We start from the raw sequence: 26,209 nt of genomic DNA on the forward strand, positions 1-26,209 counted from the left end.
TAGCCTAAGTAATTGCAGTTGCAGCGCGGCGACAAGAAAGTGAGACCCCATGAACATAGTCCACTATGTGAGTGGGGCGAAAGCGCGCAGGCAACAAAGCTGCGGCTGCAAGTACGACGGCTATAGCCATATTCACGTCCGCTGCTATAATGCAGCACCAAATTTCAGAACAGAGGAAGCGTTATGAGCTTAAGTCAGGTTGCCGCAGGTAAAAATCTGCCAGATGAAATTAATGTCATCATTGAAATTCCGGCCAATGCCGATCCAATTAAATACGAAGTAGACAAAGACACAGGCACTGTCTGGGTTGACCGCTTTATGGCGACTCCGATGTTTTATCCGTGCAACTATGGCTTTGTAAACCACACGCTGTCGTTAGATGGCGACCCGGTTGACGTGCTAGTGCCAACACCTTACCCATTGGTACCAGGTGCAGTGATCAAATGCCGTCCTGTTGCTGTGTTGAAAATGGCGGACGAGTCAGGTGAAGATGCAAAAGTATTGGCGGTGCCAATCAGCAAACTGACAAAGATCTATGACCATATTCAGGATCTGAACGACGTACCAGAACTGCTGAAAAACCAAATCCAGCACTTCTTTGAACGTTACAAAGAGTTAGAGCCAGGCAAATGGGTCAAAGTCATCGGCTGGGGCGACAAAGCTGAAGCTAAAGCTGAAATTACCAGCTCTTTCGAACGCGCACAGCAAAAGTAAGACTTGCTATAAAAAAACGGCACCAGGGTGCCGTTTTTTACTCAGTTTCAGTACCCAAATACAGTAACTCAATCCCCCCTAGCCGCTGTACTGCCGCCGTTGCACAGCCGCAATAGCTTTTTCTCAAAAAAACGCAAAATCTGATAAAAACTTGCGCAAATATCTGTTATTTTCAGCAGCAGATTGAGTTTGCTTAGCGCGACCAATTTCATTATTAAAATAATAAATTCTACTTCAGCCACGAGATTGAAGTAGTGCAGGGGTAAGGTTATGGCTTTGTTTGAAATCGGGTCTGCGCGGACCAAAATTATACTATCTGTCACTATCACGCTGCTGACTATGCTGCTACTGGTCACTGTGCTGGCCCACCACTGGCTTGGGTCGGCGCTGATTATTGCATTCGCTCTGGGACTAAACTGGATACTGGTTCAATCGGCAGTTCAAAGCTATCAGCACTACATTGCTGAGCAAAAGTTGTTAATTCAGCGCTCTGTGCAGGAAAAAAATCTGGCGTTGAGATTAACCACTGTCGGAACCAGTCAGTTGACTCAAGAGCGTGAACAATTTAATCAGTGGCTTGACCTGCTGCAGCAGCAACAGCAGCAATCTGCCTCTGAGCATGAGCAGTTAAAACAACTGGTCGCCGCTATCCGTCATATGGCGGCTGACGAGCAAAAGCATCTGGGGCAACAACAACATACTGTAGGTCAAACCTTGACTATGGTGGAGTCGATGAACCAAAGCGTGCTGGATGAAGTGCAAAGCGCAAATCTGGCAGCCGAAGCAGCAAACCATTCCAACCAAATAGCCAAACAAGGTCAGCAGACTGTCTTCAGTACAGTGCAGAATATCGAGCAACTGGCACAAAACTTACAGCAGGCATCGGCTACTATTGCTCAGTTGGAGCAAGACAGTAATCAGGTTGGCGCCGTACTGGAAGTTATTAAAGGGATAGCGGAGCAAACCAATTTGCTGGCATTAAACGCAGCCATTGAAGCAGCACGGGCTGGCGAACAAGGCCGTGGTTTTGCCGTAGTTGCAGATGAAGTCCGCACCCTGGCATCGCGCACACAAAAATCCACAGAACAAATCCAGCGCACTATTGAACAGTTACAAAGTGCGGCCCGTGAAGCAGTACAAAAAATGAAGTTAAGCAGCGAACAAGCCGATTTGAGTGTGCAATCAGCCAATCAGGCCGGTTTGTCGTTGCAGGAGATCACCGGCAGCATAGCGCAAATTTGTGCGATGAATCAGGAAATCGCCTCAGCAACGGATGAACAGCAACACTTAACTAAAACTATGCTGTCTTACATCCGGGATATCACCACTCATACCACACAAAGCCAACAAAACAGTAAAGAGTTACAGCAGATGGGAGAACAACTGGCGTTAATTGCAGCCCGCTAAAACGGCCAGCGGTCAGAGTCAAATGAAACAGCCAGGCTGCATTTGACTCTGCTCTGATAAGTTAACTTTTGGCTAAAAACTTCAGCAAATCCGCCGCTGTCATTGGCTTGGCGTACATAAAGCCTTGTGCTTCCTGGCAGCCCATAGTCCGCACTGCCTCTTCTTGAGCTTTAGTCTCAATGCCCTCGGCTATAGTCGCCAAACCAAGCTTCTGGCCTAAGGTCACTACAGTCTCAGCGATTAAGGTGCCGTTGGGGCGAGCGAAATCCTGAATAAAAGCACGATCAATTTTAATCCGATCTAAAGGCAACTGTTGTAAATAGCTTAAAGACGAAAAACCTATACCAAAATCATCAATCGCGACTTTAATCCCAAAGGTTTTTAGCTTGTTTAGGGCCGCAATCACAATTTGTGGATCGTCCATCACCACAGACTCGGTAATCTCCAGCTCCAGTAACGCCGGATCGACCTGGTAACGTTCCACACAATCAATAACAGACTGCACAAACCTGTGATTACGAAACTGCGGCATCGACACATTCACCGCTATCCGTAATTGAGGAAATCCATGAGCTTTTAAACTCTGTAGCTGTTTACAGGCCTGTTGTAATACCCAGTCCCCGATTTCAATAATAAGGCCCGAATACTCGGCCAAAGGGATAAACACCGCAGGAGATACAAAACTGCCATCCGCCTGGGGCCAGCGCAGCAATGCTTCCATCCCCAGTACATGGCCGCTTTTTAAACAAATTTGTGGCTGATACCAAAGTTGTAATTTATCTTTCTGGAAATCTGATCGCAAACTGCGCAACATGACCAGCCTGTCGACCATCTGCTCTTCCATCTGAGCACTGTAATATTCATAGTTTTGCGCCAGATGTTTTTTGGCTCTGTTCAGCGCTATATACACATGCTTTAGAATAGTCAGACCATGCATAGCGCTGTCGCGTAACCGGCAGAAACCAAAGCTGGCATTGACTTGAATCGAATGTTCAGAACATTGGAATGGCATCTCAAAAATACCGGACAAAGACTCAGGCGTCAGTGCTTGCTCAGGCCCAATCAGACCGAAGACATCGGCTCCAATCCGACCGATCTGAGCGATTTCGCCAAACTGAGCAACCAGCCGGTGCGTGATCGCAATCAATAACTCGTTGCCTGTTTCCTGCCCCAATCCATCGTTTACATCAGAGAAATGGTCGATATCAATCAGTACAGCCACATTACGGGCAGGATCCAGACGACGGGTTTCCTGCAACAACGCAGTAAACTCGTTACGGTTTGGTGTCTTGGTTAAAGGATCGATATAAGCGGCATGTTTGAGCTGCTGAAACAGTGTGACATTTTCGTAGCCAATTGAAATATTGCTTAAAAATACCTCAATCAACTGCCGGTCAAAATCTTCTACTGGTCTGTTGGTTTCAATGTAAACAGCGGCTGCATGTTCCGTGTTGCCTAAATACAACACCGTATCTTTTTCAGTGAAGATATGCCGCCTTTCTTCAAGGCAAGTGGTGATTTGCTGAATAATTCTGTGGTTGTTCAACCGCTCCAGTTTGCACTTGATATAAGGCGCATAATGCCCTGCAGCTCCTAACACATAGATATTGTCACTGCTGCTGCCATCGTCTTCAATCTGAGCACAGAGCACCCCTTCAGCGTGCAAACCAATAAGCGAAGAGATCTGAGTCACCACCCCTTCCGAAAATTCATGCAGTGAATGCTGCTCCAACAAATTGGCGCCAGCATTGATAATTTTCTGCAAGCCGATACGGTTCTGATTGATAGTGCGAATTTGCTGGTAACTGCGGATGGACGAAATGATAGCAGTAACCAGTTTGTTGCGGGTCAGCTCAGTTTTGGTTTTGTAGTCATTGATGTCGTATTCTTTGATCACGCTCTCTTCCGGAGCATAACCGGGCTGACCAGTACGCAGAACTATCCGTACCTCGTCCATTTTTAATTCATCACGGATTTGCTGCACAACCTTAAGGCCTGCGTCGTCAGACTCCATCACCACGTCAAGTAAAATGACCGCGATATACGGATGTTGTGCCAGAAACTTCAGCGCTTCTTTACCAGAAAAGGCATGGTGGAATACTAACTTACGATCTAAAACCAATAAGTCGGACAAAGCCAGCTTAGTGACCGTATGAATTTCTTCGTCATCATCCACAATCAGCAGGTGCCACTCACCGCTGGATTGGGTTTCTGCTTCCGAATCTATTTCGTCTTCTGCGAGGAACAGAAAATCATCATCTGCTGCTTTTGACACCATGCTCCGACCTTTTTTACATCAGCTATAATGGACTTTTTGAAAGCATATCAAGGTTCTGTTGCACAAATACAAGCATATACCCTGAATTAGCTTTAGCAATCAGAGCCCATCTTACAGCTTTCCTTGGTAAGCTTTTAATCCAGTTGTTCTACACTATACCCTCGGACAAAAAAAGCAATTCATTTTATTAAAACCATTAAAAATCATTGATTTAACACATTGGCAAACTTCTTTTGCAGTCCTGACCACTTTTTTGCGCTATTGTGAAAATTCAATACAAAGAACAGTCTTCACCTGAGGTGTATTCATGCAGAAAATCTCTGCAGGTCGTGGTCATCAACGTTTATTGCAACTGGCGCGCAGTCAGTTGGGCCAGGAGTTCGCTGCCAAAAGCAGCACTGCTACTCCGGAGGCTGTCAGCCAGGTTCAGGAAAGTGACTTTAATCAACGTCACCAACGGCTGGCACAGCGCTCCGGCGCTCCAGTTTCTATTGACACCGGCTTTAAAGGACCAACACTTTCACAACGCGCCGAACGGCGTGAACGGATGAATAAAGAACGCCAACAGGCCAATTTAGAAAAAATCATGGCGCTGGCACTAGACTTTTGCCCGGATTACGTCGCAGATATCGATGTAGACCCGGATTGGTTTCAGCAGTACTGTGATTTAGTGCTGAATATTTCCAATCAGACCATGCAACAGCTCTGGGCGAAGATACTGGCAGGTGAAATTGGTCAGCCCGGTAGCTTTTCGCTAAAAACCTTATTTTTGTTACAACGAATGAGTTACAAAGAAGCCCTGGCGTTACAAAAAGCAGCCAGTCTGACCTGCAGAGTCAGATTGCAGGACAGCGGTCATATTTATTTTGGTTATGTCCGCAAACCCTCAGTTTGGCAGTTACTGACCGGCCGCAGCAGAGCCGTGTTGAATCTGAGCCAGTTTGGCCTGACTTATCCGCAAATCCTAAGCCTGATTGACTTAAATCTGTTGCATCAAACTGAGATAGAAAGTGGTGAATTGATCCCGCAGCAAAGTCTGCAACTGCAATACCATCAACACCAATTAACCTGTAAAGCCAGGCACTCAGGTGTGGTATTGCAGTACTACAAATTTACTCCGGTGGGGGCAGAACTCTTGCCTTTATTAAACAGTCAGGCTAACCCGGCTTATCTGCAAGCGGTGAAACAACTGTTTAGCCCGGTATTAGATTTTGACAGCTAAGTTGCTGGCAACGTCGGATCAAATCCGCCACTTTATGTGCATCTAACGGCTTGATCACTACATCATTCATGCCTGCCTGATGGAACTGCTGGATCTCCTGAGTTGAGGCATGGGCGGTAAATGCCATGATCACCGTATCCTGATGTTGAGGTAACTGTCTGATCATATGAGTAGCCATGACTCCAGACATGTCTGGTAACTGAATATCCATCAGAATCAACTGATACCTGCCACTCTTGGCAAGGCGTATCGCTTCAGCGCCGGTTGCCGCAGTGTCAACCTCGAACTGCTGCTGCCCCAGTATGGCTTTTACAAAAGCCAGATTCGTGGTGTTGTCATCCACCACCAGTAATCGCAGTGGCTGTTCTGTAGCTTGACCAGCAAGACAGTGCCGGATATGCGCTGACAACATAGGATTGCTCAGCACCGGACATTGCAATAATGCCTGCCAATCGTTCAATTGGGTCGGTTCACAAAATGCAAGCACCGGAGTACGGACTGTCAACTGATTCAGGTCCTGCCAAAGCTGATCTGCAGCCTCGGGGCCGGGCAACTGGACCAGCACTAAATCGACCAGTCGATGTTGCACCTCCAGTTGAAGTTGCTGTAGCTGTTGGATGTGGATCACTTGCTCTGCAATAGAGTATACGCTTTGTTTTAATACCGCAGCTCTGATCGGGTTGGCATCCAGATAAACTGCGGTTTGATACATAGGAAGTTCTTGACTGCTCACTGCGGTCAGGGTCAATTCCACACGCACTGAGCAGCCTAAGTCCTCCAGAGCCGAGACCGCTAATTTTGCACCGAGCCGGGACATTAATCGGGCACAGAGTTGCGGAACCACTGCGCTAGGGTCTGTTGTCGAAATCGCCTGTCTTATGGCTTTGCTTTGGCCTGAGTGGTCGAACTGCAGCAGGAGTTTATTCTCAGAGAAGGCCTGCAGGTTAACATGCAAACTCAGTTCATTTTGTTGCAGATCCTGCATCACCAGCCAGACGATTTGCTTCAGTAACTCCGCCGTATGTTGAGCGAAAAACTGCACTTCAGACAAGCTTAGAGCCGGATCTTCCACCACCACAACATGCACTTTTTCAAGCTGTAGTTCGCTTTGCCACAGCGCCACTTGCGAAGCCAGCCATTGCGGAAACCATACGGTCTCCGGCTGCAATTCAATCTTGTCCAGTAACTCCTGAGTTTGCAGCCAGTTGAGCAATTGAGTCTGCTGCTCTACTTGCCCCTGCTGGCCCAACACAGCAAGCTGTTGCCACTGCCGTAACCTATATTGACTGTGCTTTAAATCCTCAGCCAGAGCCTTCAGTTGTTGCTGATGGTTTAACTCCAATTGCTCACGCTCTGCCTGACTATGTTGCCCTTGCTGTTGCTCTAACTGGCTTTGCTGCTGAAGTTGCTGTTGCAACTGTTGTTGCTGCGCACAAAGCTGACGGGTAAGCTGATTCAGCTCCGCAGTATCAAAGGCCAGGAGCTTTTTTTCATCCACTCCCGGTCGCTGAAGCACATCTTGAATTTGTCGTAAAAAGGCTTGCCATCGTTGGTGTTGATGATAAAAAATTCGGCGCTGTAACCACAATGCCACAACAACAATAGTCACTAAAACTGTGCCCCACAAACCGCTCTGCCACCACCACAACTGCGATAAACGCAATGGCGATATTTGAATAGCGACATAACCTAAGGTACTGCCCTCAGCCGCAACTTTATTGCTGTCGAAATAACTCATACTGGCAGGGGTGACCATCACAGTGGACCACAACAACGTAGAGCCGTCCTGTAGGGCTTTTTGTCCTGTTAAATCACGGGTTGGGCTAAAATTAAACAGTTCGCGCGGAAACTGGGTGGCGGCAAACAAATTGCCATCCGCCTGATACACCAAAATAGCTTTGATAGGTAAAGTGCTTGAAAAGCTGGTGGCCAGCAGATGGCCTTTGACTTGCTCTACTTTATTCTGAACTAAAAAAGGTTCCACCATCAAAGACAAACTCATCAGCAATTGCTGCTCGGCTTGTACTCTGACCATAGTTTCATGACGTAACTGCAGTTTGGCTGATATATACAGACACAGCACAACAAGTACCACTGAACCTATCACCAAACCCAGTTTAGCTTTTAACGTCATGTCAATTGAACTCTGATATCCCTGACCCGCACTATAAGCTGGACCTCAAAGCAGAACAATAGTTATTCTGCGTTGAGGCAGGGTCAGGTCGTTGGTTTATCTGGTGTTAGAAATGCAGTTCAGCAGAAATAAAAGCACCGTCGAAAGTCAAATCTGCATCCAGATTATCAATATCGTCCAGTTCAAGTTTGGTTTTTTTCACGCCAGCTTTTAACGCCAGATCAACAGCCAATGAATCGATCAACTCGTAAGCCACACCAAACTGCATATCCGACAGAGAACTGCCGTCATAGCTGACATAATTGACTTCAGCAAAGACTTTGGTACCAGTGCCTAATAAACCAAAACTACCGTACAGATACCCCATAGGGATCACCGCAGACAGGTCCTGCGTTGCGCTTTGGCCCTGGCTTGCCACCGTAATATCACCGTCAATGTATTTAGCGGTAACGCCTAAATCAAGGCTTACTAAGTCATTATCCAGCAGCTCGTAGTAAAAAGTGGCGTCAATGTTGGATAAATCCAGATCCTGAGCGACTTGAGTACCGACAGCAAAAACCTGATCGGCAAACTCAAAAGTACGGTTTAAACTGGTCGTACCGTCAGACGTTATGCTATTACGCTGCAGCTTGATATTTGGCAACAAAGGAACAGGATGCTCAACTTTGATGTAAAAGCTGCTTAAGTTTTTATCGTCGAATTCAAAGTTCTGCTGATTGCCTGTCTGACCAAAGCTACCTTTAGCATCAGCGAAATGCAGATCTGCACCAAGATACACCCCACCAATGGTATCTGCCATTGCTGCAGGAACTGCCAATACTGCCATCACTACCATACTTACTAAAGACTTTTTCATGCTTTATCCTTGCGCTAATAATTCAGTTAAATCCAACAGAGCCGCATTGGCTCTGGAGATGTAATTCGCCATCACCAGACTGTGATTCGCCATAAAACCAAAACCCCGGCCATTGAGGATCATCGGACTCCAAACGGGCTGTTGAGTCGCCTCCAGCTCACGGACAATCTGGCGTAAGCTAATCATGGCGTTTTTGTTGGTCAACACGTCGGCGAAATCCAATTCTATCGCTTTTAACAGGTGTAACAAAGCCCAGCACGCACCACGCGCCTCATAAAACTCATCATCAATGCTCCACCAACTGGTTTTGATCCGGTTAGATTCAGCGGTCAGTGTCGACTGTCTGGCATTTCTATCGCCCGCCAAATCGGTATTTAATCTGTCTTGGCCCACACTGACACTCAAACGCTGGCTGTAGCTACCCAGACGTTTTTCCACGTTTTTCAGCCAGTCACGCAAATTATCGGCTCTGGTATAAAACTGACTGTCGGTTTTTGCCGGATCCAATAATGCAGTGCGGTACAAAACTAATTGCCGGATGGCCTGCTGATACTCGGTTTCAGCGGCCGGCACAGCCCAGCTACGATGATCAATGTTGAGCATAGGCTGCGCCAATTTTAAGTACTGGTTTTCAATAGACTGAGATTGGGAACGACTTAAATCCTTCCGCAGCGCCAACGCCAAATCCCGCGACATCTCTAAGACTCCTAACTCCCAGGCTGGCATATTGTCCAGCAGAGAAAAAGGCGGCATCACATCATTGCTGGTAAAACCGGCGTTTTTAGTCAGTAAAGTCTCCAGCACCCGGATCAAGGCACTGGTGGTGGTATAGCCCACGGTTTGTTTATGTTCGGGACTTAGTTCTGCCGATAAATCTTTCACATCAAACAATTCAGGCTCACTGCTGGCCCACCAGGCGGTGCCATAGCCCAAGATAAAAACGAACAGTATTGTTAAACTGAGGATCCTGAATCTGTTCATTGGAGCACTCCTTAATGAGTCGGAATTGCACTGACCGAAGCCTGAACTTCGATAGATTGGCCGTCTTTGAAGGTTAAACGTAACGGGATCTGCTGACCCGGAGTCACACTGGTTTTGGCATCAAATAACATCAAATGCAAACCACCGGGCTGAAAATGCACCTGCTCGCCGGCGGCAACAACCACAGACTGCACCTGCTCCATTTTCATCATGCCATCTTTATGGCTATGCTGATGCAGTTCCACAGAACCAAACTGTGGACTACTGGCGCTGACAAGCTCAGCCGCTACATCAGTTTCATTTTTCAGACTAAAGTAGCCGGCAGTCATACTGCGACCCGGTAACATTTCCCGGATGGTGGCATCTGTGACTACGACTCCTGCCAGAGTCGCTGTGCTGCTCAGGCTAAATATTGCAGCAACTATCCATTTCTTCATCAAGCTTCTCCTTTAAAGATCATTGCTTTATCTTACACGACACTGGATAGGCCAACAAACCTCACAGACGAAAAGCATTGACTTCTGTGCTGAAAGTCTTTCGCAATTTTTTGCCGCAAATTGATGAGAAAAACAGCATCGATACAATTATCTGTCAGCAGGCCTCGCGACTTTGCTGGGTTTTACATTTCAGAAAGTCTAGTTTTCAGACGTTTAGTGATTGTCAACCCAGCAACCCCCTATAAATTTATACTTTTGTTTAAATAATAACCTTTGCATTGTTGGTAAAAATCCGTAAACTTAGCGCCCCTTTAGGGTAGAGCCTTGGTTTTAGCGGTGCGCATAGGTCCATATCAATTAGCGAACAATGTCATTTGTGCTCCTATGGCTGGAGTGACGGATTACACTTTTCGTGAGCTTTGTCGTCGTTTTGGTGCAGGTTTAGCTGTATCAGAAATGATGTCGAGCAATCCTTTGGTCTGGCAAAGTGAAAAATCGCTAAATCGTATGACTCACCAGGACGAATCTGGTCTTCGATCGGTGCAAATTGCCGGTTCGGATCCAGATCAGATGGCTGAAGCTGCTGTGTTTAATGTTGAACATGGCGCCCAAATCATCGACATCAACATGGGATGTCCGGCAAAAAAAGTGAATAAAAAACTGGCGGGTTCGGCACTGTTACAGTATCCGGATTTAGTGCAGCAGATTATTCAGGCCGTGGTTCGGGCCGTCACAGTACCTGTGACCTTAAAAATTCGTACTGGCTGGGACATCGAACATAAAAATGGCGTACAGATAGCGCAAATAGCGCAGGACAACGGCATTGTGGCTTTAGCGGTTCATGGCCGCACTAAAGCCTGTATGTATAAAGGAGAGGCGGAGTACGACACTATCCGCGCTATTAAACAAAATGTGTCTATCCCGGTGATTGCCAATGGCGATATCACTACGCCGGAAAAAGCCAGATTTGTATTGGACTATACCGGAGCAGATGCGGTCATGATTGGCCGGGCCGCTCAGGGCAAACCCTGGATTTTCCGTGAAGTGGTGCACTATCTGCAAACTGGTGAACATTTGGCTTCGCCTTCGACGAGCGAAGTCAGGGATATTTTGCTGGAGCATGTCCGTGGCTTACACCAATTATACGGTGAAGTGCCTGGCTCACGTATTGCCCGCAAACATGTGGGTTGGTACCTGGCTGAGCATGACAGCGAAGGCATGTTTCGCAGTGAATTTAATGGTATCGAACAGGCCCAACAGCAGTTGGATACCTTGAGTGTGTATTTCGAGCAATTACTAGCAGCAACCTAACGTAAAAGAGACTAGGCAATGTTTAATCAAAACGTGACTTCGCCATTTATCACCAACGCCCATGTTCAAACGCAAGAAAAACCGCAGCCTTTAAGCAACGCGGTACAAAAAGCGGTGGCGAACTACTTACAACAATTAAACGGTCAGGACGTCAATGACCTGTACGAATTAGTGTTGTCCGAATTAGAAAAGCCGTTATTAGAAGAAGTGATGAAATACACTCGCGGCAACCAGACCCGCGCTGCCAACCTGATGGGCATCAACCGCGGTACTCTGCGCAAGAAGCTGAAACAATACGGCATGAGTTAATGCCCTCGCGGGAGGAGTCCCGCAATCAAAAGCACCTTCGGGTGCTTTTTTGTTTTTCCGCGTCGCTCATGACGCTGCAGCTTCGTTGGCTGCGGATTCTCGCCCCAGTCACATAGTGGACTATGCTCCTGGGAACTCGAATCCTTGCCGCCTTGCTGCAACGCCAATGACTTAGCGGAATCACTTTAAGTTGTATGTGAAGTAAATAAGGGATTTCACCAGCGATCCCGGCGATACAGCAAAGCCTTTTTTCTCTATGCTTATGTCCTGGCTTTGTGTTATCCGAAGGCTGTGAACCACAACAGTGCTGGTCCGAATTAACCATTACAGCGGAGAATGATCCAATGAACGCAGCTCGTCCAATCCGTCGCGCCTTATTAAGCGTGTCAGATAAAACCGGTATAGTTGAATTTGCCCGTGCTTTAGCAGCCCAGGGTGTGGAACTCTTGTCCACAGGTGGCACTGCCAAGTTATTGGCAGACCAAGGCATAGCAGTGACTGAAGTATCAGATTACACAGGTCACCCGGAGATTATGGACGGTCGCGTCAAAACGCTGCATCCCAAAGTACATGGTGGCATTCTGGCGCGCCGTGGTCTGGATGAAGCGGTAATGGCAGCAAACAATATCAAGCCTATCGACTTAGTGGTCGTCAACCTGTATCCATTCGCCAACACTGTGGCCAAAGCAGGTTGTACTTTAGAAGATGCTATTGAAAACATCGATATCGGCGGCCCGACTATGGTGCGTGCTGCGGCGAAAAACCATAACGACGTCACTATAGTGGTAAACGCGGCCGATTACGACAAAGTCTTAGCCGAAATGGCTGCGAACGCCGGCTCTACGACTCATGCCACCCGTTTTAGTTTAGCTATCAGTGCTTTTGAGCATACAGCCCAATACGACGGTATGATTGCCAACTACTTCGGTACTATGTTGGCGGCATACGGTGATGAAGATGCCAAACCAAGCAAATTCCCACGCACTTTTAATACTCAGTTTGTGAAAAAACAAGACTTACGTTACGGTGAAAACAGCCACCAAAGCGCGGCTTTTTATGTTGAAAACAGCATTCAGGAAGCATCAGTGGCCAGCGCCACTCAACTGCAAGGCAAAGAGCTGTCGTACAACAATATCGCCGACACTGACGCTGCTTTAGAGTGCGTAAAAGAATTCGACGAACCAGCCTGTGTGATCGTTAAACACGCCAACCCTTGTGGTGTCGCTATTGGTGAGAACATTCTGGCCGCTTACGAGCGCGCCTACAAAACAGACCCAACTTCTGCTTTTGGTGGCATTATCGCCTTTAACCGCGAATTAGATGCCAAAACTGCGGAAGCTATTGTCAGCCGTCAGTTTGTTGAAGTCATTATCGCGCCAAGCGCTACAGCTCAAGCCGCTGCTGTGGTATCCGCCAAACCCAACGTGCGTTTACTGGTGTGTGGCGAATGGGACAGCAAAACTACTGGTTTTGATATCAAACGGGTTAACGGTGGTGTGTTGGTACAAGACCGTGATCAGAAAATGGTCGGCCTGGATGACTTAAAAGTAGTCTCTAAACGTCAGCCTACTGCAGATGAATTACGTGACTTATTGTTCTGCTGGAAAGTGGCTAAATATGTAAAATCAAACGCTATTGTGTATGCCAAAGACAGCATGACTATTGGCGTCGGCGCAGGCCAGATGAGCCGCGTCTACAGCGCTAAAATCGCCGGTATCAAGGCCGCCGACGAGAACCTGGAAGTCAAAGGCTCCGTCATGGCATCCGATGCGTTTTTCCCGTTCCGCGATGGTATTGATGCCGCCGCTGCTGCAGGTATCAAAGCCGTGATCCAGCCTGGTGGCTCGATGCGTGATGCCGAAGTCATCGCCGCTGCCGACGAGCATGGCATGACGATGATCTTCACTGGCGTGCGTCATTTCCGTCACTAAACACACAAGTTTAAATCAATGAAGGCGGGATGAGTTTCCGCCTTTTTCTACGTTAAAGAGCCAGCTAACATGGCCCAAGTAGAAAGTTACTCTTTGTCTTTTTTCGGCAAACCTAAGTAAATTAACGAAAAAACCATGTTGACTACTGGAATGCAGGCAACAATCACAGCTTTTTTCCAGCCGTACCCCTTAGTCTTTGCCATGATCAGATTAATCATCAGGCAGCAGACAAAAATAACCAAACAGTAAAACCCCAACACAAAATGCATTGGATGTATATCCCCATTACGAACGGCCTCTAACACGCATAATTCCTTATTGATCCACATCCAGAAAACCGGGCAAAGTCTATTCTGTACCACGACGCAAACGGCGGTTTCATCAATACCAGAAAACACTCTGAATAAATTAAAACCAATCTAACGCAGTGCCCCTAATACAGGTGACAAAGGCAGATTGTCTGCATCACGCTGCGAAAACTGCACCGAAGTCAGCACCAAAGCCATGACTACTATGACCGATGAAACAGCACCAGTCCAGCCTAGCCAGCGCATCAGCTCCGGCTGCTGCCTTTTGGTACGCAGCCAGTGCATCCAAAGCCCACCCGCCACTAAAAAGCTAAACCCCAGCCCAAACACAAAATACAGCAGCTTGACGCCAAGCCCGGCAAAGTTACCAAAATGCAGCGGATCTGCCATATCGGAGATATAGGCCACAGGTTTTAACTCGCCGCCTTTTTGGATCTTCAGCACATCAGCCGTCACCGGATGCAGGTAAATGCGGTTGGCTCTGTCGCGCACCAGCAGCGTATCATCCTGCCCTGTCACCACTACAGGCGCTTGGTCCGACAACGGATAGTTCAGAGCTCTGATATCCAGTTCAGGTCTGGCCTTTTGTGCAGCCTGCATTAATTCGGTTAAAGACAAAGCTTTGTGGGTAATAGCCTGTTCCAGTTTCGGCGCTTTTGGATAATGCTCCACTTTAAACTTCAGTAAAAAGTGTTCGGTAAAGTACCAGAGGCCTGTTAAAAACATCAGCAGAATAAAACCCCAGCACCAGACGCCAGTCCATTTATGCCAGTCGGACCAAAAAGTGCGGCTGGAGGCTTTAGCGCCACGAGGCAACTGAAAACCTTTAAGCCACCACTGCCGGTAGACATAAAAACTGCTGATTAAAATAATCAGCAGCAAAAAACTTAAACTGGTGACTATGATTTTGCCAGTAGAACCCAGCGACAGGTACATATGGATATTACGCAAAAAGCGCGACACTGTGCCCCAGGGGCCTTCGCCTGTTAAAGCACCGGAAGCGGGATCAAAATAAACAAATTTAAACTCAGGGCCCTTGTGCAAACTCACAGCCCCCGCCAGATACCATTGTTCTGGCACATTCAGGTTACTGATTTGATAGTCGCGATAAGCTTTGGCTAGATTTTGCTCCAGCACCTGCCAGGGTACAGGACCTTGTCGTTCAGACAAGGCCCGGTATTTTTGATCCGACAGGTACTGAATTTCATGGCTGACCACAGCGAGCGTACCGGTCAGACAGACCAGCAACATCAGCAGGCCAAAAGCAAAACCTGCAAAGGAATGTAACTTAAACCAACTTCTGCCGTTCATAGTCAGCTTAGAACTGATAACTGGCTGTGACTATTAAGCGGCGTGGCTCACCCGGGAAATGGCCGGTACGCTCAATAAAACCAGCAGTGGCATAAGTTTTATCAAACAGGTTTTTCAGATTGGCCTGAAACAACCATTGTTGCCAGCGGGTTTGCCAGCTCATATCAAAGACGGTGTAGGATTTTACCCGCTGGCCATCAATACTTAACTGGTCGCTGACATAATCCATACCGGCCGCTATAGCCGAGTTAATGCCATCCAGCTCGTAACGGCTCCATACCCCGACCTGATGTTGTGGTGCATTGGCAAATTTGTCACCCACCGCATTGGTAATAACGCTGGTGCTTTCGACAATACGGATATCGTTGTAGGCGTAGTTAACATTCAGCACCCAGGAGTCGGTTAAGTCGCCCAGCAAGTCCAGTTCCACGCCTTTACTTTTTACTTCACCCAAAGCTATTTGATCGTCACGACCATCCCCACCGACATCACCCCGGGGGTCCGCCTGCAGTATGTTATTTCTCACCATTTCATAAGTGGCCAGATTCAGGCGTATTGCATCATTCAGCAAAGAAAAACGCGCACCCGCTTCGATAATACTGGACTGCTCCGCTTCAAAAGGCCCACCCACTTCAGGCACCTGAGAGGCAGTAGCTTGCGGGCTGAAACCTGTGCCTTTGAGTGCATACAAACGCACCCAGTCGGTCAACTGGTAGGTAGAACCGACACGCCAGGAGCTGTCGTTACCATCCACTTTAGACGAGTCCATATTGTTTTTATCTTCAAAACTATCCCAGCGTACCCCCAGCAGTAGGTTCCAGCTTGAGGTTAAATCCAGTTGATCCTGCAGATAAAAACCCTGACGCACAGCAGTGGTATCGGTTGGGGTAGATTTGATGCTGTCGATATCATAATCAGCCGCTGAGGTCAGGCCATACACAGGATTTGTCAGGCTAATACCTGTCGCCTTCCCTCCCTGCTCTATAGGCGCTACATTTCGGCCTAAAAAGTACGAGTCCTGCGTCATGGTATCTGCACCAATTAACAACTGGTGGTTTAAACCCGCAGTGCTGAACTCCACTATATTGTTCCAGGTGATACTGTCTGCGGTATTTTCACGGCGCTGGTCCCTGAACTGACGGCGGCAATAATCCACCACGCCATCGCCATCTGTGTCGAAGCTACAGAAAGGTTCGTGGTAGTTTTGCAGTTCGGTATTGTCGTAATGACGCCAGGTTAAATCGGTGCGCCAGTTGCTGTTAAATTCATGGTCAGCCCGCACCTGCCAGACATCTGCTTCTAACGACTGGAAATCTGTGGCTTCGTTGTGGTTCCAGGCTCTGTCGCCAATAAAGTTACCCTGATCATCCGTAGGTACACCCCGTAAACGGGCGCCCTGATAATCCTGAGTTAAGGTATTGTATTGCAGTGTCAGGCTGGTGCTGTCTGTGATATCAATCAGATAACCTAAGTCCAGAATGTCGTTTTCAACTTTGGTATTCCAGCGAAACGGCTGCTCTGAATCACGGTAATAACCAAAACGATAGGCTTGCTGCTCGGTTAGTGGACCACTTAACTCCAGCGAGCCTTGCCAAAAATCATCATTGCCCAGGCCCAATTCCAGTTGGTTTTTCGCTGTGCGCTGCGGCTTTTTAGTTACGTAGTTAATTAAACCACCAGGAGCGCTGCTGCCGTATAAAGCGCCGCTGCTGCCTTTGAGTAATTGTACTTCTTGCACATTAAATAGCTGAGGCACAGCAAACCCATTAAATGGATCGCCTCTTACGTCATCATATAAAATCTCGTCCTGGCGGAATCCGCGAAAGGTGACACCTGAGTAACTAAAAGCACTAACACCACTCATGCTGCGGTAGAGATCAGTCACCTGACGGGCGGCCTGATCGCGGATCAGCGCTTCTGGCAATACCTGAATATTTTGTGGTACCAGCTCTAAATCTGTCTCTGTTCTGGTTCCAACACTGCTTTGCGACGCCCGGTATAACGTCTGAGCGCGGCCTTTGACCTCTATCACTTCCAGATCTTTATCCGCTTGGTGTGTATCAGAATGTTGTTGATCTGACTGTTGGGCATAAACAGGAATTGAATTCAACGCAGTAAAAACAGCAATAGCTAACAACGAAGGAGAGCGTAAGGACGACATAACAGCCTCAAAGCAGCAATAAAGGCTGCACAGACTAAACAAGAATGATTCGCAATTCAAGTGAATTTATTGAACTTATCTTGGTCTGTGCCCTGTTGGCTTTTATCTGTTCCTATCACATAAACTTGGCTGGTACAGACCAGGCTAAACGGACCGGAACAGTCGCCGCCAGATCTAATTCAAGACAAGTAAGAGAGGCCTTTTTCAATTCAAGGAAAATTTTATCCAAACCCAATAACTCGTTCACCAGCAAAGCCAGCTCAGGTTCATGCCCTACCAACAAGACAGCTTCATCGTTTTGTAACTGGCTGAACAAGTAAGTTTTTGCTTCAGTAGCCGCCACAGAGGGCAATAAACAGGGCCACTCTTCAACCTGCACTTTTACCGCCAAATCTTTACGGACTAAAGCTGCAGTTTGCATGGCTTTGGTATGTGGACTACAAAAGATACGATCTGGTATTAACCCCTGCTTTTGCATAAAAGCTGCCACGCGGCGCGCCTGTAACCGGCCTTTTTCATTCAGACAACGATCGGCTTCATCCACCTGCGAATTTCGAACATCAGCCGTGGCATGGCGCATCAGATACAACACAGATTTCATTGGCTTAGCTCACTTGAGAATGGACCTGTAAAGAGATGGCGCCCACTCTAAGCAGCTCTGATGACAAAAGTATGACAACATGGTCGTACTTTCCTCTGTCAGGTAGGGGATTTGTCTTTACTTTTTCCTGTCAGCGGCTACAATACGCGCCGCTCTTTTGACTGTTCTTTATACAATAAGGTAATCGTTATGCATCCGATGTTAAACATCGCAATTCGTGCTGCCCGCAGCGCAGGTAATGTCATCGCTAAAGCTTGTGGTCAGATGGACTTAGTTCAGACGACTCAGAAAGGCACTAATGACTTTGTGACCAACATCGATAAAGAAGCAGAACAGGCCATAGTGCATGTTTTACGTAAGTCATTCCCGGATCACGATATTATCGGTGAAGAGAACGGCGAATATGGCAACAACAATAGCGATTACCAGTGGATCATCGACCCGCTTGATGGCACCACCAACTTTATCAAAGGCATTCCTCACTTTGCGGTATCCATAGCTCTGCGTCATCAGGGCAAACTGGATCAAGCCGTGGTATTTGACCCATTACGTGGCGAAGTGTTCACCGCATCCCGTGGTGCAGGCGCTCAGCTCAATGGCCGTCGTATCCGTACTACTAATTTACCTGATTTAGGCGGCGCTATTCTGGCGACTGGTTTCCCTTTTAAACACAAACACCATTTAGACGCCTACACTGAAACCTTTAAAACTCTGATGGTTCAGGCCGCAGACGTGCGTCGTACTGGTTCGGCAGCGCTGGATTTATGTTATGTCGCAGCAGGCCGTTTTGATGGTTTCTGGGAAATTGGTTTAAAGCCATGGGATTTTGCTGCAGGCGAGCTGATTTTACGTGAAGCCGGTGGCTTAATCAGTGACTTCGCTGGTGGTAACAACTACCTGCGCAGCGGCAATATAGTGGCAGCCAGTCCAAAACTGTTAGGCGCCATGCTAAAAGGCATGCGCCCGCATTTGACTGAATCTTTACTGAAATAATAGGCTGCGGGACGGGTTTATTCCGTCCCGCTTGTTTTTGCTCAGCATCAGACTTGCGGCTTAGTCAAAGGCAAACCCGCATTGACCCAGGCTGTATACCCCCCAGCCAGACTCCAGACATCCTGATAACCCATTTTCTGCAACATATCGGCCGCTAATGCCGAACGAAAACCACCACCACAATACAAAATCAGCGTTTGCTGTTTATCCTGCACTGCTTTTTCCACATCGCGCTCAATCACGCCTTTACCCAAATGAATAGCAGCAGGCAAATGCCCGGCCAGCCACTCTAAATCTTCCCGCACATCGACCAGCACATAAGGGGTAGGAAACTGCTGCAAATCAGCAATAGTCAGTTCTTTCACTCTGCTTTTGGCATCGTCGACTACAGCCAGAAAACCCGGGGAATGTTGTTTGGACATAAAAACCTTCTTGTAGTTACATGTAGCCACTACTTTTAATCAATGGCCGTGTCAGTTAAATCAATATAAAACGAAGCTACCTCTTTTCCCCCTTAGCCGCAAGCCGTTCAAAAATGGGTGGCCAAGGTTTTAAGACGAGGAGTGTTTGAGAGAGGAGCGTTAGCGACGAACGAGTTGCCGAGTCGCCTTGGACGCACTTTTTTGAGCGGGCTTTCGCAGCGGCCAGGGTCGCCTTTTCTTTGGATACTTTCTTTTGGCGACACAAAAGAAAGTATCTCGCCAACGGCGAAAGCGTTTTAATTCAGTAGCAAACTTCCACCAAATCAGAACTACAAAATTCTAATCCACACCAACTGACAGGGCTCGGCACTGGCTTTTATCTGCAGTTCCCCTGCTTCGTCCGTACATAACAAGCTTTGCCCTGCGTCCAGTTGATAACTTTGCTCTTTGAAACTTAGCTGAAGCTGACCAGAAGCCAGATATAACAAAGATTCATTGGTCAGAGTTAAAGATGAGGGTTCATTCACAGACAACACCTGCAAACTAGCTTTTACATCAAAGCGCCTGGTCATCAGATTAAAATCCCGCACTGGCCCTGCTATTAAGGTACAGTCAATTTCGGTTTCACCGGCAAAAGCAAAAGGCTGTAAATCTTTATCCAACACAACTGCCTGCTCTTTTGCCCCATGCAAACAAAAACCATTGCCTTGCAGCAACATAATAACGCGGTCGATTTGTTCAAAACGGGAAAAAGGACCGTCGCTGGCGACTTCGGCTATAGAAACACGCCAGCGCATGCCGCTTTGGTCGTCAGAACGGGCGAGTTGATGCGTAATGCCACCGCCATTTTTCCAGGCCTGAGTTTGCCACTGATCTGGAGAGATAAGTTGGAGTGCCATAACAAGAACTTAAAAGCTATTTAAAGTGGCTTATCTTAGGCGCTACGTTAGGGTGACAAAAGGGCCTGACCATAAATAAAAACGCCCCTTTGCAGCGAGGCGTAAAACGCTCCGCTGGCTTTGTTGCAGCAAAACCAGCTGTTTTTGTAGCGGCGACCTTTAGGGTCGCCCGCAAAGCGGGCAGCAATTCCAGACACCAACGCCTGTTATTTCAAGCTGATGGACGGGCGGGGGCAAGTTCAGCGAGCCTATTGCCCTAAGTAATTGGAGTTGCAGCGAGGCGACGAGGCTTCGAGACCCCAGGAGCATAGTTTACCTATGTGTAATTGGATTGAAGCGAGAACTCGCAGCTCATACCAATCACCATGTACCACAAACAACTGGGGCGAGAATACGAAGTCAACGAAGCTGCGGCTTCAAGTACGACGCCCCGTGATGATCAAAGGCTTAGCAACAGGCGCTAATGCAATCCCTGCCTTCTGATTTTGCGCGATACAAAGCCGTATCTGCGGCACATAACATGGCAAATGGGGTGCGGAACTGGCCGTTGATTTCGCTGGCATGGCCCTGACTGACGCTAACGCATAAATCTTCCGGTAATCCTTGCTCACAGAAATTCAACTGGCGCACATAATGCTGCACTTTTAAGGCCACGGCTTTGGTCATGGCTTCGTCGTGATAAGGCAGAACCAGCGCAAACTCTTCACCACCATAACGGGCTGCTAAACCCTGACCACGGGGAACAGCCAATGAAATAGCAGCTGCAATACGACGTAAACATTCATCTCCCTGAATATGGCCGTATTGATCGTTAAACTGCTTGAAATAATCGACGTCAACAATCAGTACACTAACAGGGCTTTGTGTTTTATTGCATTCATCCCAGCACTTCTGCAACATCTCATCAAAATGACGTCTGTTGGCAAGCGCAGTTAAAGGATCGGTGCAGGCCAGCATATGCAATTTATGGCATTGAGCTTTATGGGAAGTCAGATCACGCATCACAATCACCAGCAGCGGATCATCTGAAGGTAAATAGGACAACGACAGCTCAATATCTTTGACATCACCATTGGCACAAATAATGGCCATTTCAGCCGGCGACTGTTGCTGCGACAATAAACCCCGACGGCCCATATCCACCAGGCTGTGGTAATGCTGCTGATAACGTTTGACTAAAAAGTCCGGCCAGCAGTGCCCCCGTAATGCACCCTGGGTATGGCCCAAAAACTGCGCTGCTTTGCTGTTGATACACACTATAGTGCCGCTGGAATTGACCACTAATACAGCTTCAGACAAGTACTCAATCAAAGCAGGTAAAGACTCAAGATGAGGGACCGCATAACCACCAGCACCAGAAAAATCGATCCGGCTTACATCGTTGCGATTATAAAGTGAAGGGTTTAACTCGGCACTACTGCCATTCGCTTCACTTACAGGTGCAGAGGTTAAATATAATCTTTTAGTTTGTGCTGAACGAGTCATAGGTCTGTGCTCCATAAGCCCTTGTACCGACGCAATTGATGCGTTTACTGAGCATGACTTTAGAACTTATGGAAAAAACAAACCTTCCGGCAACCTTCTGATTTAAACAATTGATTTTAAATGAAATTATTTTTATCTAAAAACTAAAAAAGCCCCAGCAAGGGGCTTTTTATTCAACTCTGTTGCTTGTGTCAGCAGTAAAAAGCCTGTTCACACCTGCTGATGAAGACAACTATTCAGCGTTTACCGCCAAGCACAACAGCGTTACCGAGCTTACATAGGAGGCTTATTATCTTTATTTACAACCTGCGGATCCGGGCTTACCAGTAGCAAATCATTTTCTTCCGACTCGAGGATAAACTGGTATTTGCTGACACCGGAGTTTTCAATATTGTTCTCCAGCTGAATGCTTTGGCCGTCGCTACTTACCGTCACTTTTTCTATATGACCGTCAAAAGGGTTGGTAAAACCAGCACCAACTAAACGTAAACCTTTAGGCGATTTTTTGCCCGGCACCAACACATAAGTAATAGTGGTATTTTCAGTCAGCTCGACATTACCATCACAAACAACGCCACTTTGGGCATAACCAAATATCGCCTGTTTATTTTTATCTAAGGTGACACTGGTTTCGATAGGATCGGCGGCATTACAAAATGGCAAGCTGGACCCTGTTAATAACAATTTATCGGTGTCAGTGACAATCAGCGCATTTTGATACTGACTGATGCTACTTTGTTGGCCAAATAGCACCAGAATTTTATAAATTTCAGTGGCAGACAAATTGGATTCCAGCAGCTCTTTATCAAAGCTGATTTGCTGGCCTTTTTTCGAAAACTTCACACTGCTGACAAACTGAAATACATGCTGTTCCAGTGCATCTAAAGGCGAAGCTGAATTTAACAGTTGTTGTAAATCAGCATTGGTTTTTACAGGGGCAAGTGCCAGATCAATTTCTTGTTGGGTGGCGGCCTGGCTTAAAAATGGTGCAGCTACTAATAAGGCAGTAAAAAGTAAAGTCGTTTTTTTCACGCTAATTCCTTTTAATTGAAAGGGTTAAGATGGGGACAAATCTGGCTCTATACTAATAGCGGGACAACGAATAAACAAGAGAAAATCGGGGACAACTTGAGTTGTGGCTTTTTAAAACTGAAAGAAAAAGCCCCAGCTGGGGCTTTAGATTAAGAGTTACTGACAGTTATAGATGCTAACTACTGAATTGAATGCAGTGTTTAGCAATCAGAAAAAAATAGAACCGGTATTAGTACTTAGGAGGGTCTATATCTTTATTAATTACCTGTGGATCGGGACTTAGCAGCAACAAACTATTGGTTGTATTAGTAAAAATTAACTGAAATTTTGTTGTACCGGCCACATTATCCTCATCCACCAGCACCAGCTCTTGGCCATCCGCAGAAACCTGTACTGCATCAATAATATTGTCATAAGGGGTTAAAAAACCTGCGCCCATAAAAGCATAACCAGCAGAATTGACCAGTCTGTAAGTAATATCTTCACCACAAGTCACCACTACATTACCAGTGCAAACTTCACCATCCTGCAGATAAGTCACTTTAGGCTCCTGATTGGCATCCAGCGTAATCATGACTTCAATAACAGGACCCTGAATTAAGTTTGTTGCGTTCATAAGTTTTCCTTGGTTTGGGTTAAATAACAAAAAATCTAAAAATCGTTTAGCGCAAGAGCTGATTTTTGCAGCAGTTGTTGCAGTTCAGGGTATTGGTCCAATTCATTAAGGCAACTTAAAGCCCTAGCATACGGCTGAATAAAGTCAGGCTGCTTATCTTTTAGCTGTAAAGGCTCAAGTAACGCTTTTACTTTGGAGCACGATTGCTTACTTTTATTATCTTGGAGCTTTGTTTTGTAGTGTATAGCTTGTAATAACTCAGCTTCAGCTAACGCAAGTACCAATCCTAGGTTCGTCGCGTCAATTGCATATAATTCGTGATAGTAATCTAAAGCAGAGAGAATAGAGTCAGTACTTTTTTGTAGTTGGCCTGTTGCCTGGTAGTAATGAGCAGATTCAAGTCTCCAGTTATTGTAAGCCCTTAGATAACGCGACTCACTACCAAACTCGACTTTCTTCCGTTCAAGCTCTTGCCTCAACAACTCCGGCGTATAACTTATTCGAGGATCATGCAACAGTGCATTTAACCTCATAAGCCGGGCCTTTTGAAAAAACAGATCATTCTGCCACCCTTTATTGCCAGGATCCTGAATAACGGCCTGCGTCAACAAATCATAAGCCTGATACGCTAGCTCAAAAGCCCTCTTGGTCAACCCTTGATAACTATATATTTTTGCTAATTTGGAATAACTATTGAACACTTTTTCAAGCAGATAAGCATCAGACTTTGCATCCTTATTCATTATTTCAAATTCAGCCTGAATCTGTTGATGCACAGCTATAGCTTTATAAATATCCCCTTTTGCTAAAGCAGCGCTGGCCAACCAGGAACGAGTATCTGCTATATCTGCAATTAAGGCGGTATTAGCCGGGTCTTTAGCTTTTGCCAATAATTTAAGATTCAGCGACTCGTCAAAAAAAGCTGTGGCTTGCTCAAACTCTTGCAATTTCATAGCTAAAGAGCCTAAAGAATTAGTAGCGTAAGATAACTCCATGAGGGCATCGACACTGTCGGGCGCTATTTTGTACATAGCCTGGCTATAGCTGTAATACAGCTCAAATTCTGGTTTAACGGCCAACCAGTTTTTGGCATCGTAATGAATTTGCCCCAACCAAAAGGCATTAGCGCCTAAGGTTTTTAGCAGTTCTAAATTATCTGGCTGCTCACTAAGTACTGGTGCCAGTTTTTCTCTGGCTGCTAATAAAGCCGTTTTGGCTTCATCAATTTTGTCACGTGAATACGCCACTTCACCCATAGCTTCCAGTGTTTGGCCATGTTGCAAACGGGCCTGGGTGCTTAGGTATTGGTCTTGTTCTGCATCAGAAAAATCGCTGAAATACTCGAGCGCTTTATTGCTGATACCGTCCAGTAAATCCATCCGGCCTATGCTGCGTAATTTGTCGGCAAAATCACCCACCATAAAACCTAATAAACTTTCGGCTGCTAAACGTTTTTGTTGCGCCAGTTTTTCCGCTTCAAAACTTCGGAAGCTCATTAATACTGCAGTAAAAGTCAGTACACAGAGTAAGGCAAAGGTAAAGCGTCTGCTGGTGCGCAGCAGTTTGGCTCTTTTGCCTGAAGCCAAAATAAAAGCTTGTTCATTGGCATCTAAAGTAAAAAAGCCGTTTTGTGCCAGTTGCTGGGCTTCAGCTAAAGGTTTGCCGTCGGCCAATAAATAAGCGCTGTGTTTATCTTCGGCCAGCCAGCGTTTGGTTAAATGCTGCAAGCGGCTTTTTACACTTAAACTTTGATGATGTTCTGCTATCCAGGCTGTTGCTCTTGGCCAGCGCCTTAATAAAGCTTCGTGTGCCACACTAAAACAGGGCACAGCGTTTTGCAGGTGGGAGACAAATAAACGATGCTCCACCATAGCTTGTACCAAAGCGCGTTCAGCGTCATTTTGTAATTGTTGCCAGAGTGCTGTACGGCTGGTGATGGACTGTTCGTCTTCGCGTAACGTCACCAGTAAAGAGAGCACGCGGGGTAAGCTGTCTTTTTCTGCGATGCTTAACTGGGCTATGGCCTGCTCGGCATTTTTACCTATAGCACCTTCAATACCACCTAAGTTTTTATAGACAGAAAACAGCAGCTGATTGCTGTCGCTGCGCTGTAAATACAATTCCTGCAAGGTGTATTGCAGCATAGGTAAAGCATCGGGGTTGCTGGCGGCTTCGCTGCATAACAACTCATCCAGTGGTACTGCGGTGTTTGGATCTAAATCCCAGCTTAAATTGGCGGCTATGGCGGGTAAGCGGATCATTTGTAAAAGTTCGGCTCTGCCGGGCGGTGCTAAGTCAAAATGCGCACCACGGGCTTTGCCTGCCATCAAACTGGGATAGGTAACCAATAAAGGGTAAAACTCGTTACGACAGGCACTTAATACCAGCACTAAACCTGAAGTGGCCAGTTGTTCCATCCGGTCGATAAACTGCAACCTTTCTTCTTCGCTAAACAGCGGCGAAGACAACAGCACTTCAAGCCGGTCGATAAAAATGGCAAAACGGCATTTGCTTTCGTTTTGGCTATGATTTTGAAGCGCTTTTTTACAGCTTTGCAGCACCCAGTCCATTTGATGCTGTAATTTATCTGCCAGCTGTTCGGCACTGCAGCCGTCAAATACCGGCTGGTCTGCAACTTCCCAGTCGAGCAAGGTACTTGCCAGTTGCATCAATAATTGGCCTGGGGTTAGATCGGCTAAATCCAGACTGCTGTACGACTCTACCTTGACGCCGTTGTAGCCGCTGTTTTGCATCAGATTTGGCATTACGCCAGCATTGATTAACGAAGATTTGCCGCTGCC

23 protein-coding genes are annotated in these 26,209 nt (G+C 46.8%); 7 read left to right on the forward strand and 16 right to left on the reverse strand.

Annotated features, from left to right (window positions below; translation table 11 throughout):
• Positions 1-183: 183 nt before the first annotated feature.
• A complete protein-coding gene (gene ppa / locus SD53_RS01180; RefSeq protein WP_046518355.1) occupies positions 184-714 on the forward strand; it encodes an inorganic diphosphatase in 531 nt (176 codons plus the stop codon).
• 68 nt (positions 715-782) lie between these two features.
• Here the strand turns inward: ppa and SD53_RS18705 are convergent, their stop codons facing one another.
• Entirely contained in the window at positions 783-1,037 is a 255-nt protein-coding gene (locus SD53_RS18705; protein ID WP_162198658.1) for a hypothetical protein, read from the reverse strand.
• A gap of 16 nt (positions 1,038-1,053) precedes the next feature.
• Here SD53_RS18705 and SD53_RS01185 point away from each other — a divergent pair, with 16 nt between their 5' ends.
• Positions 1,054-2,121, forward strand: a complete 1,068-nt coding sequence (locus SD53_RS01185; RefSeq protein ID WP_241481731.1) for a methyl-accepting chemotaxis protein — start codon at positions 1,054-1,056, stop codon at positions 2,119-2,121.
• Positions 2,122-2,182: 61 nt separating this feature from the next.
• Here SD53_RS01185 and SD53_RS01190 read toward each other — a convergent pair whose 3' ends face one another.
• On the reverse strand, positions 2,183-4,399 hold the full coding sequence (locus SD53_RS01190; RefSeq protein ID WP_046518356.1) for a two-component system response regulator: 2,217 nt from the start codon (positions 4,397-4,399) through the stop codon (positions 2,183-2,185).
• Between the two features lie 307 nt (positions 4,400-4,706).
• Here SD53_RS01190 and SD53_RS01195 point away from each other — a divergent pair, with 307 nt between their 5' ends.
• Entirely contained in the window at positions 4,707-5,621 is a 915-nt protein-coding gene (locus SD53_RS01195) for a TIGR03899 family protein (protein ID WP_046518357.1), read from the forward strand.
• On the opposite strand, the gene SD53_RS01200 is transcribed toward SD53_RS01195, so the two are convergent.
• The 4 genes from SD53_RS01200 to SD53_RS01215 form a co-directional block, all read right to left on the reverse strand.
• Positions 5,593-7,755, reverse strand: coding sequence for a response regulator (locus SD53_RS01200; protein ID WP_046518358.1), 2,163 nt, complete (start codon positions 7,753-7,755; stop codon positions 5,593-5,595). The two genes, SD53_RS01195 and SD53_RS01200, sit on opposite strands and share 29 nt — an antisense overlap.
• A 106-nt stretch (positions 7,756-7,861) precedes the next feature.
• Entirely contained in the window at positions 7,862-8,611 is a 750-nt protein-coding gene (locus SD53_RS01205; RefSeq protein WP_046518359.1) for a TIGR04219 family outer membrane beta-barrel protein, read from the reverse strand.
• A 3-nt stretch (positions 8,612-8,614) separates the two neighbouring features.
• A complete protein-coding gene (locus SD53_RS01210; RefSeq protein ID WP_046518360.1) occupies positions 8,615-9,592 on the reverse strand; it encodes a DUF2333 family protein in 978 nt (325 codons plus the stop codon).
• A gap of 11 nt (positions 9,593-9,603) precedes the next feature.
• A complete protein-coding gene (locus tag SD53_RS01215; RefSeq protein ID WP_046518361.1) occupies positions 9,604-10,029 on the reverse strand; it encodes a copper chaperone PCu(A)C in 426 nt (141 codons plus the stop codon).
• A 336-nt stretch (positions 10,030-10,365) separates the two neighbouring features.
• Here SD53_RS01215 and dusB point away from each other — a divergent pair, with 336 nt between their 5' ends.
• The 3 genes from dusB to purH all read left to right on the forward strand — a co-directional run bounded on the left by dusB (position 10,366) and on the right by purH (position 13,580).
• A complete protein-coding gene (gene dusB / locus SD53_RS01220) occupies positions 10,366-11,340 on the forward strand; it encodes a tRNA dihydrouridine synthase DusB (protein WP_082101742.1) in 975 nt (324 codons plus the stop codon).
• Positions 11,341-11,358: 18 nt separating this feature from the next.
• Positions 11,359-11,649, forward strand: coding sequence for a DNA-binding transcriptional regulator Fis (gene fis, locus SD53_RS01225; RefSeq protein ID WP_008897208.1), 291 nt, complete (start codon positions 11,359-11,361; stop codon positions 11,647-11,649).
• Positions 11,650-11,993: 344 nt separating this feature from the next.
• Positions 11,994-13,580, forward strand: a complete 1,587-nt coding sequence (gene purH, locus SD53_RS01230; protein ID WP_046518409.1) for a bifunctional phosphoribosylaminoimidazolecarboxamide formyltransferase/IMP cyclohydrolase — start codon at positions 11,994-11,996, stop codon at positions 13,578-13,580.
• Positions 13,581-13,666: 86 nt separating this feature from the next.
• On the opposite strand, the gene SD53_RS01235 is transcribed toward purH, so the two are convergent.
• The 4 genes from SD53_RS01235 to sixA form a co-directional block, all read right to left on the reverse strand.
• Complete coding sequence (locus SD53_RS01235) at positions 13,667-13,885, reverse strand: hypothetical protein (RefSeq protein ID WP_125060836.1); 219 nt, start codon at positions 13,883-13,885, stop codon at positions 13,667-13,669.
• 114 nt (positions 13,886-13,999) lie between these two features.
• Complete coding sequence (locus tag SD53_RS01240; RefSeq protein WP_046518363.1) at positions 14,000-15,199, reverse strand: PepSY-associated TM helix domain-containing protein; 1,200 nt, start codon at positions 15,197-15,199, stop codon at positions 14,000-14,002.
• A 7-nt stretch (positions 15,200-15,206) separates the two neighbouring features.
• Positions 15,207-17,360: a TonB-dependent siderophore receptor gene (locus SD53_RS01245; protein WP_046518364.1), complete on the reverse strand. Its 2,154-nt coding sequence runs from the start codon at positions 17,358-17,360 to the stop codon at positions 15,207-15,209.
• 115 nt (positions 17,361-17,475) lie between these two features.
• A complete protein-coding gene (sixA, locus tag SD53_RS01250) occupies positions 17,476-17,961 on the reverse strand; it encodes a phosphohistidine phosphatase SixA (protein WP_046518365.1) in 486 nt (161 codons plus the stop codon).
• Positions 17,962-18,150: 189 nt separating this feature from the next.
• On the opposite strand from sixA, the gene suhB reads away from it, so the two are divergent.
• A complete protein-coding gene (suhB, locus tag SD53_RS01255) occupies positions 18,151-18,954 on the forward strand; it encodes an inositol-1-monophosphatase (RefSeq protein WP_046518366.1) in 804 nt (267 codons plus the stop codon).
• Positions 18,955-19,001: 47 nt separating this feature from the next.
• Here the strand turns inward: suhB and SD53_RS01260 are convergent, their stop codons facing one another.
• From SD53_RS01260 to SD53_RS01285, 6 genes are all read right to left on the reverse strand, one after another.
• Positions 19,002-19,376, reverse strand: a complete 375-nt coding sequence (locus SD53_RS01260; protein WP_046518367.1) for a rhodanese-like domain-containing protein — start codon at positions 19,374-19,376, stop codon at positions 19,002-19,004.
• 329 nt (positions 19,377-19,705) lie between these two features.
• On the reverse strand, positions 19,706-20,275 hold the full coding sequence (locus tag SD53_RS01265; protein ID WP_046518368.1) for a HutD/Ves family protein: 570 nt from the start codon (positions 20,273-20,275) through the stop codon (positions 19,706-19,708).
• Between the two features lie 447 nt (positions 20,276-20,722).
• Positions 20,723-21,760, reverse strand: coding sequence for a sensor domain-containing diguanylate cyclase (locus tag SD53_RS01270; protein WP_052749197.1), 1,038 nt, complete (start codon positions 21,758-21,760; stop codon positions 20,723-20,725).
• A 273-nt stretch (positions 21,761-22,033) separates the two neighbouring features.
• On the reverse strand, positions 22,034-22,792 hold the full coding sequence (locus SD53_RS18225) for a DP-EP family protein (protein WP_052749198.1): 759 nt from the start codon (positions 22,790-22,792) through the stop codon (positions 22,034-22,036).
• 229 nt (positions 22,793-23,021) lie between these two features.
• Positions 23,022-23,408 carry a DP-EP family protein gene (locus tag SD53_RS01280; protein WP_046518369.1) on the reverse strand — a complete coding sequence of 129 codons (387 nt, stop codon included), beginning with the start codon at positions 23,406-23,408 and terminating at the stop codon, positions 23,022-23,024.
• Positions 23,409-23,443: 35 nt separating this feature from the next.
• On the reverse strand, positions 23,444-26,209 hold a 2,766-nt coding region (locus SD53_RS01285; RefSeq protein ID WP_046518412.1), incomplete at its 5' end, for an nSTAND1 domain-containing NTPase.

It is taken from the genome of Rheinheimera mesophila (assembly GCF_000986865.1).
Taxonomy (GTDB): domain Bacteria; phylum Pseudomonadota; class Gammaproteobacteria; order Enterobacterales; family Alteromonadaceae; genus Pararheinheimera; species Pararheinheimera mesophila.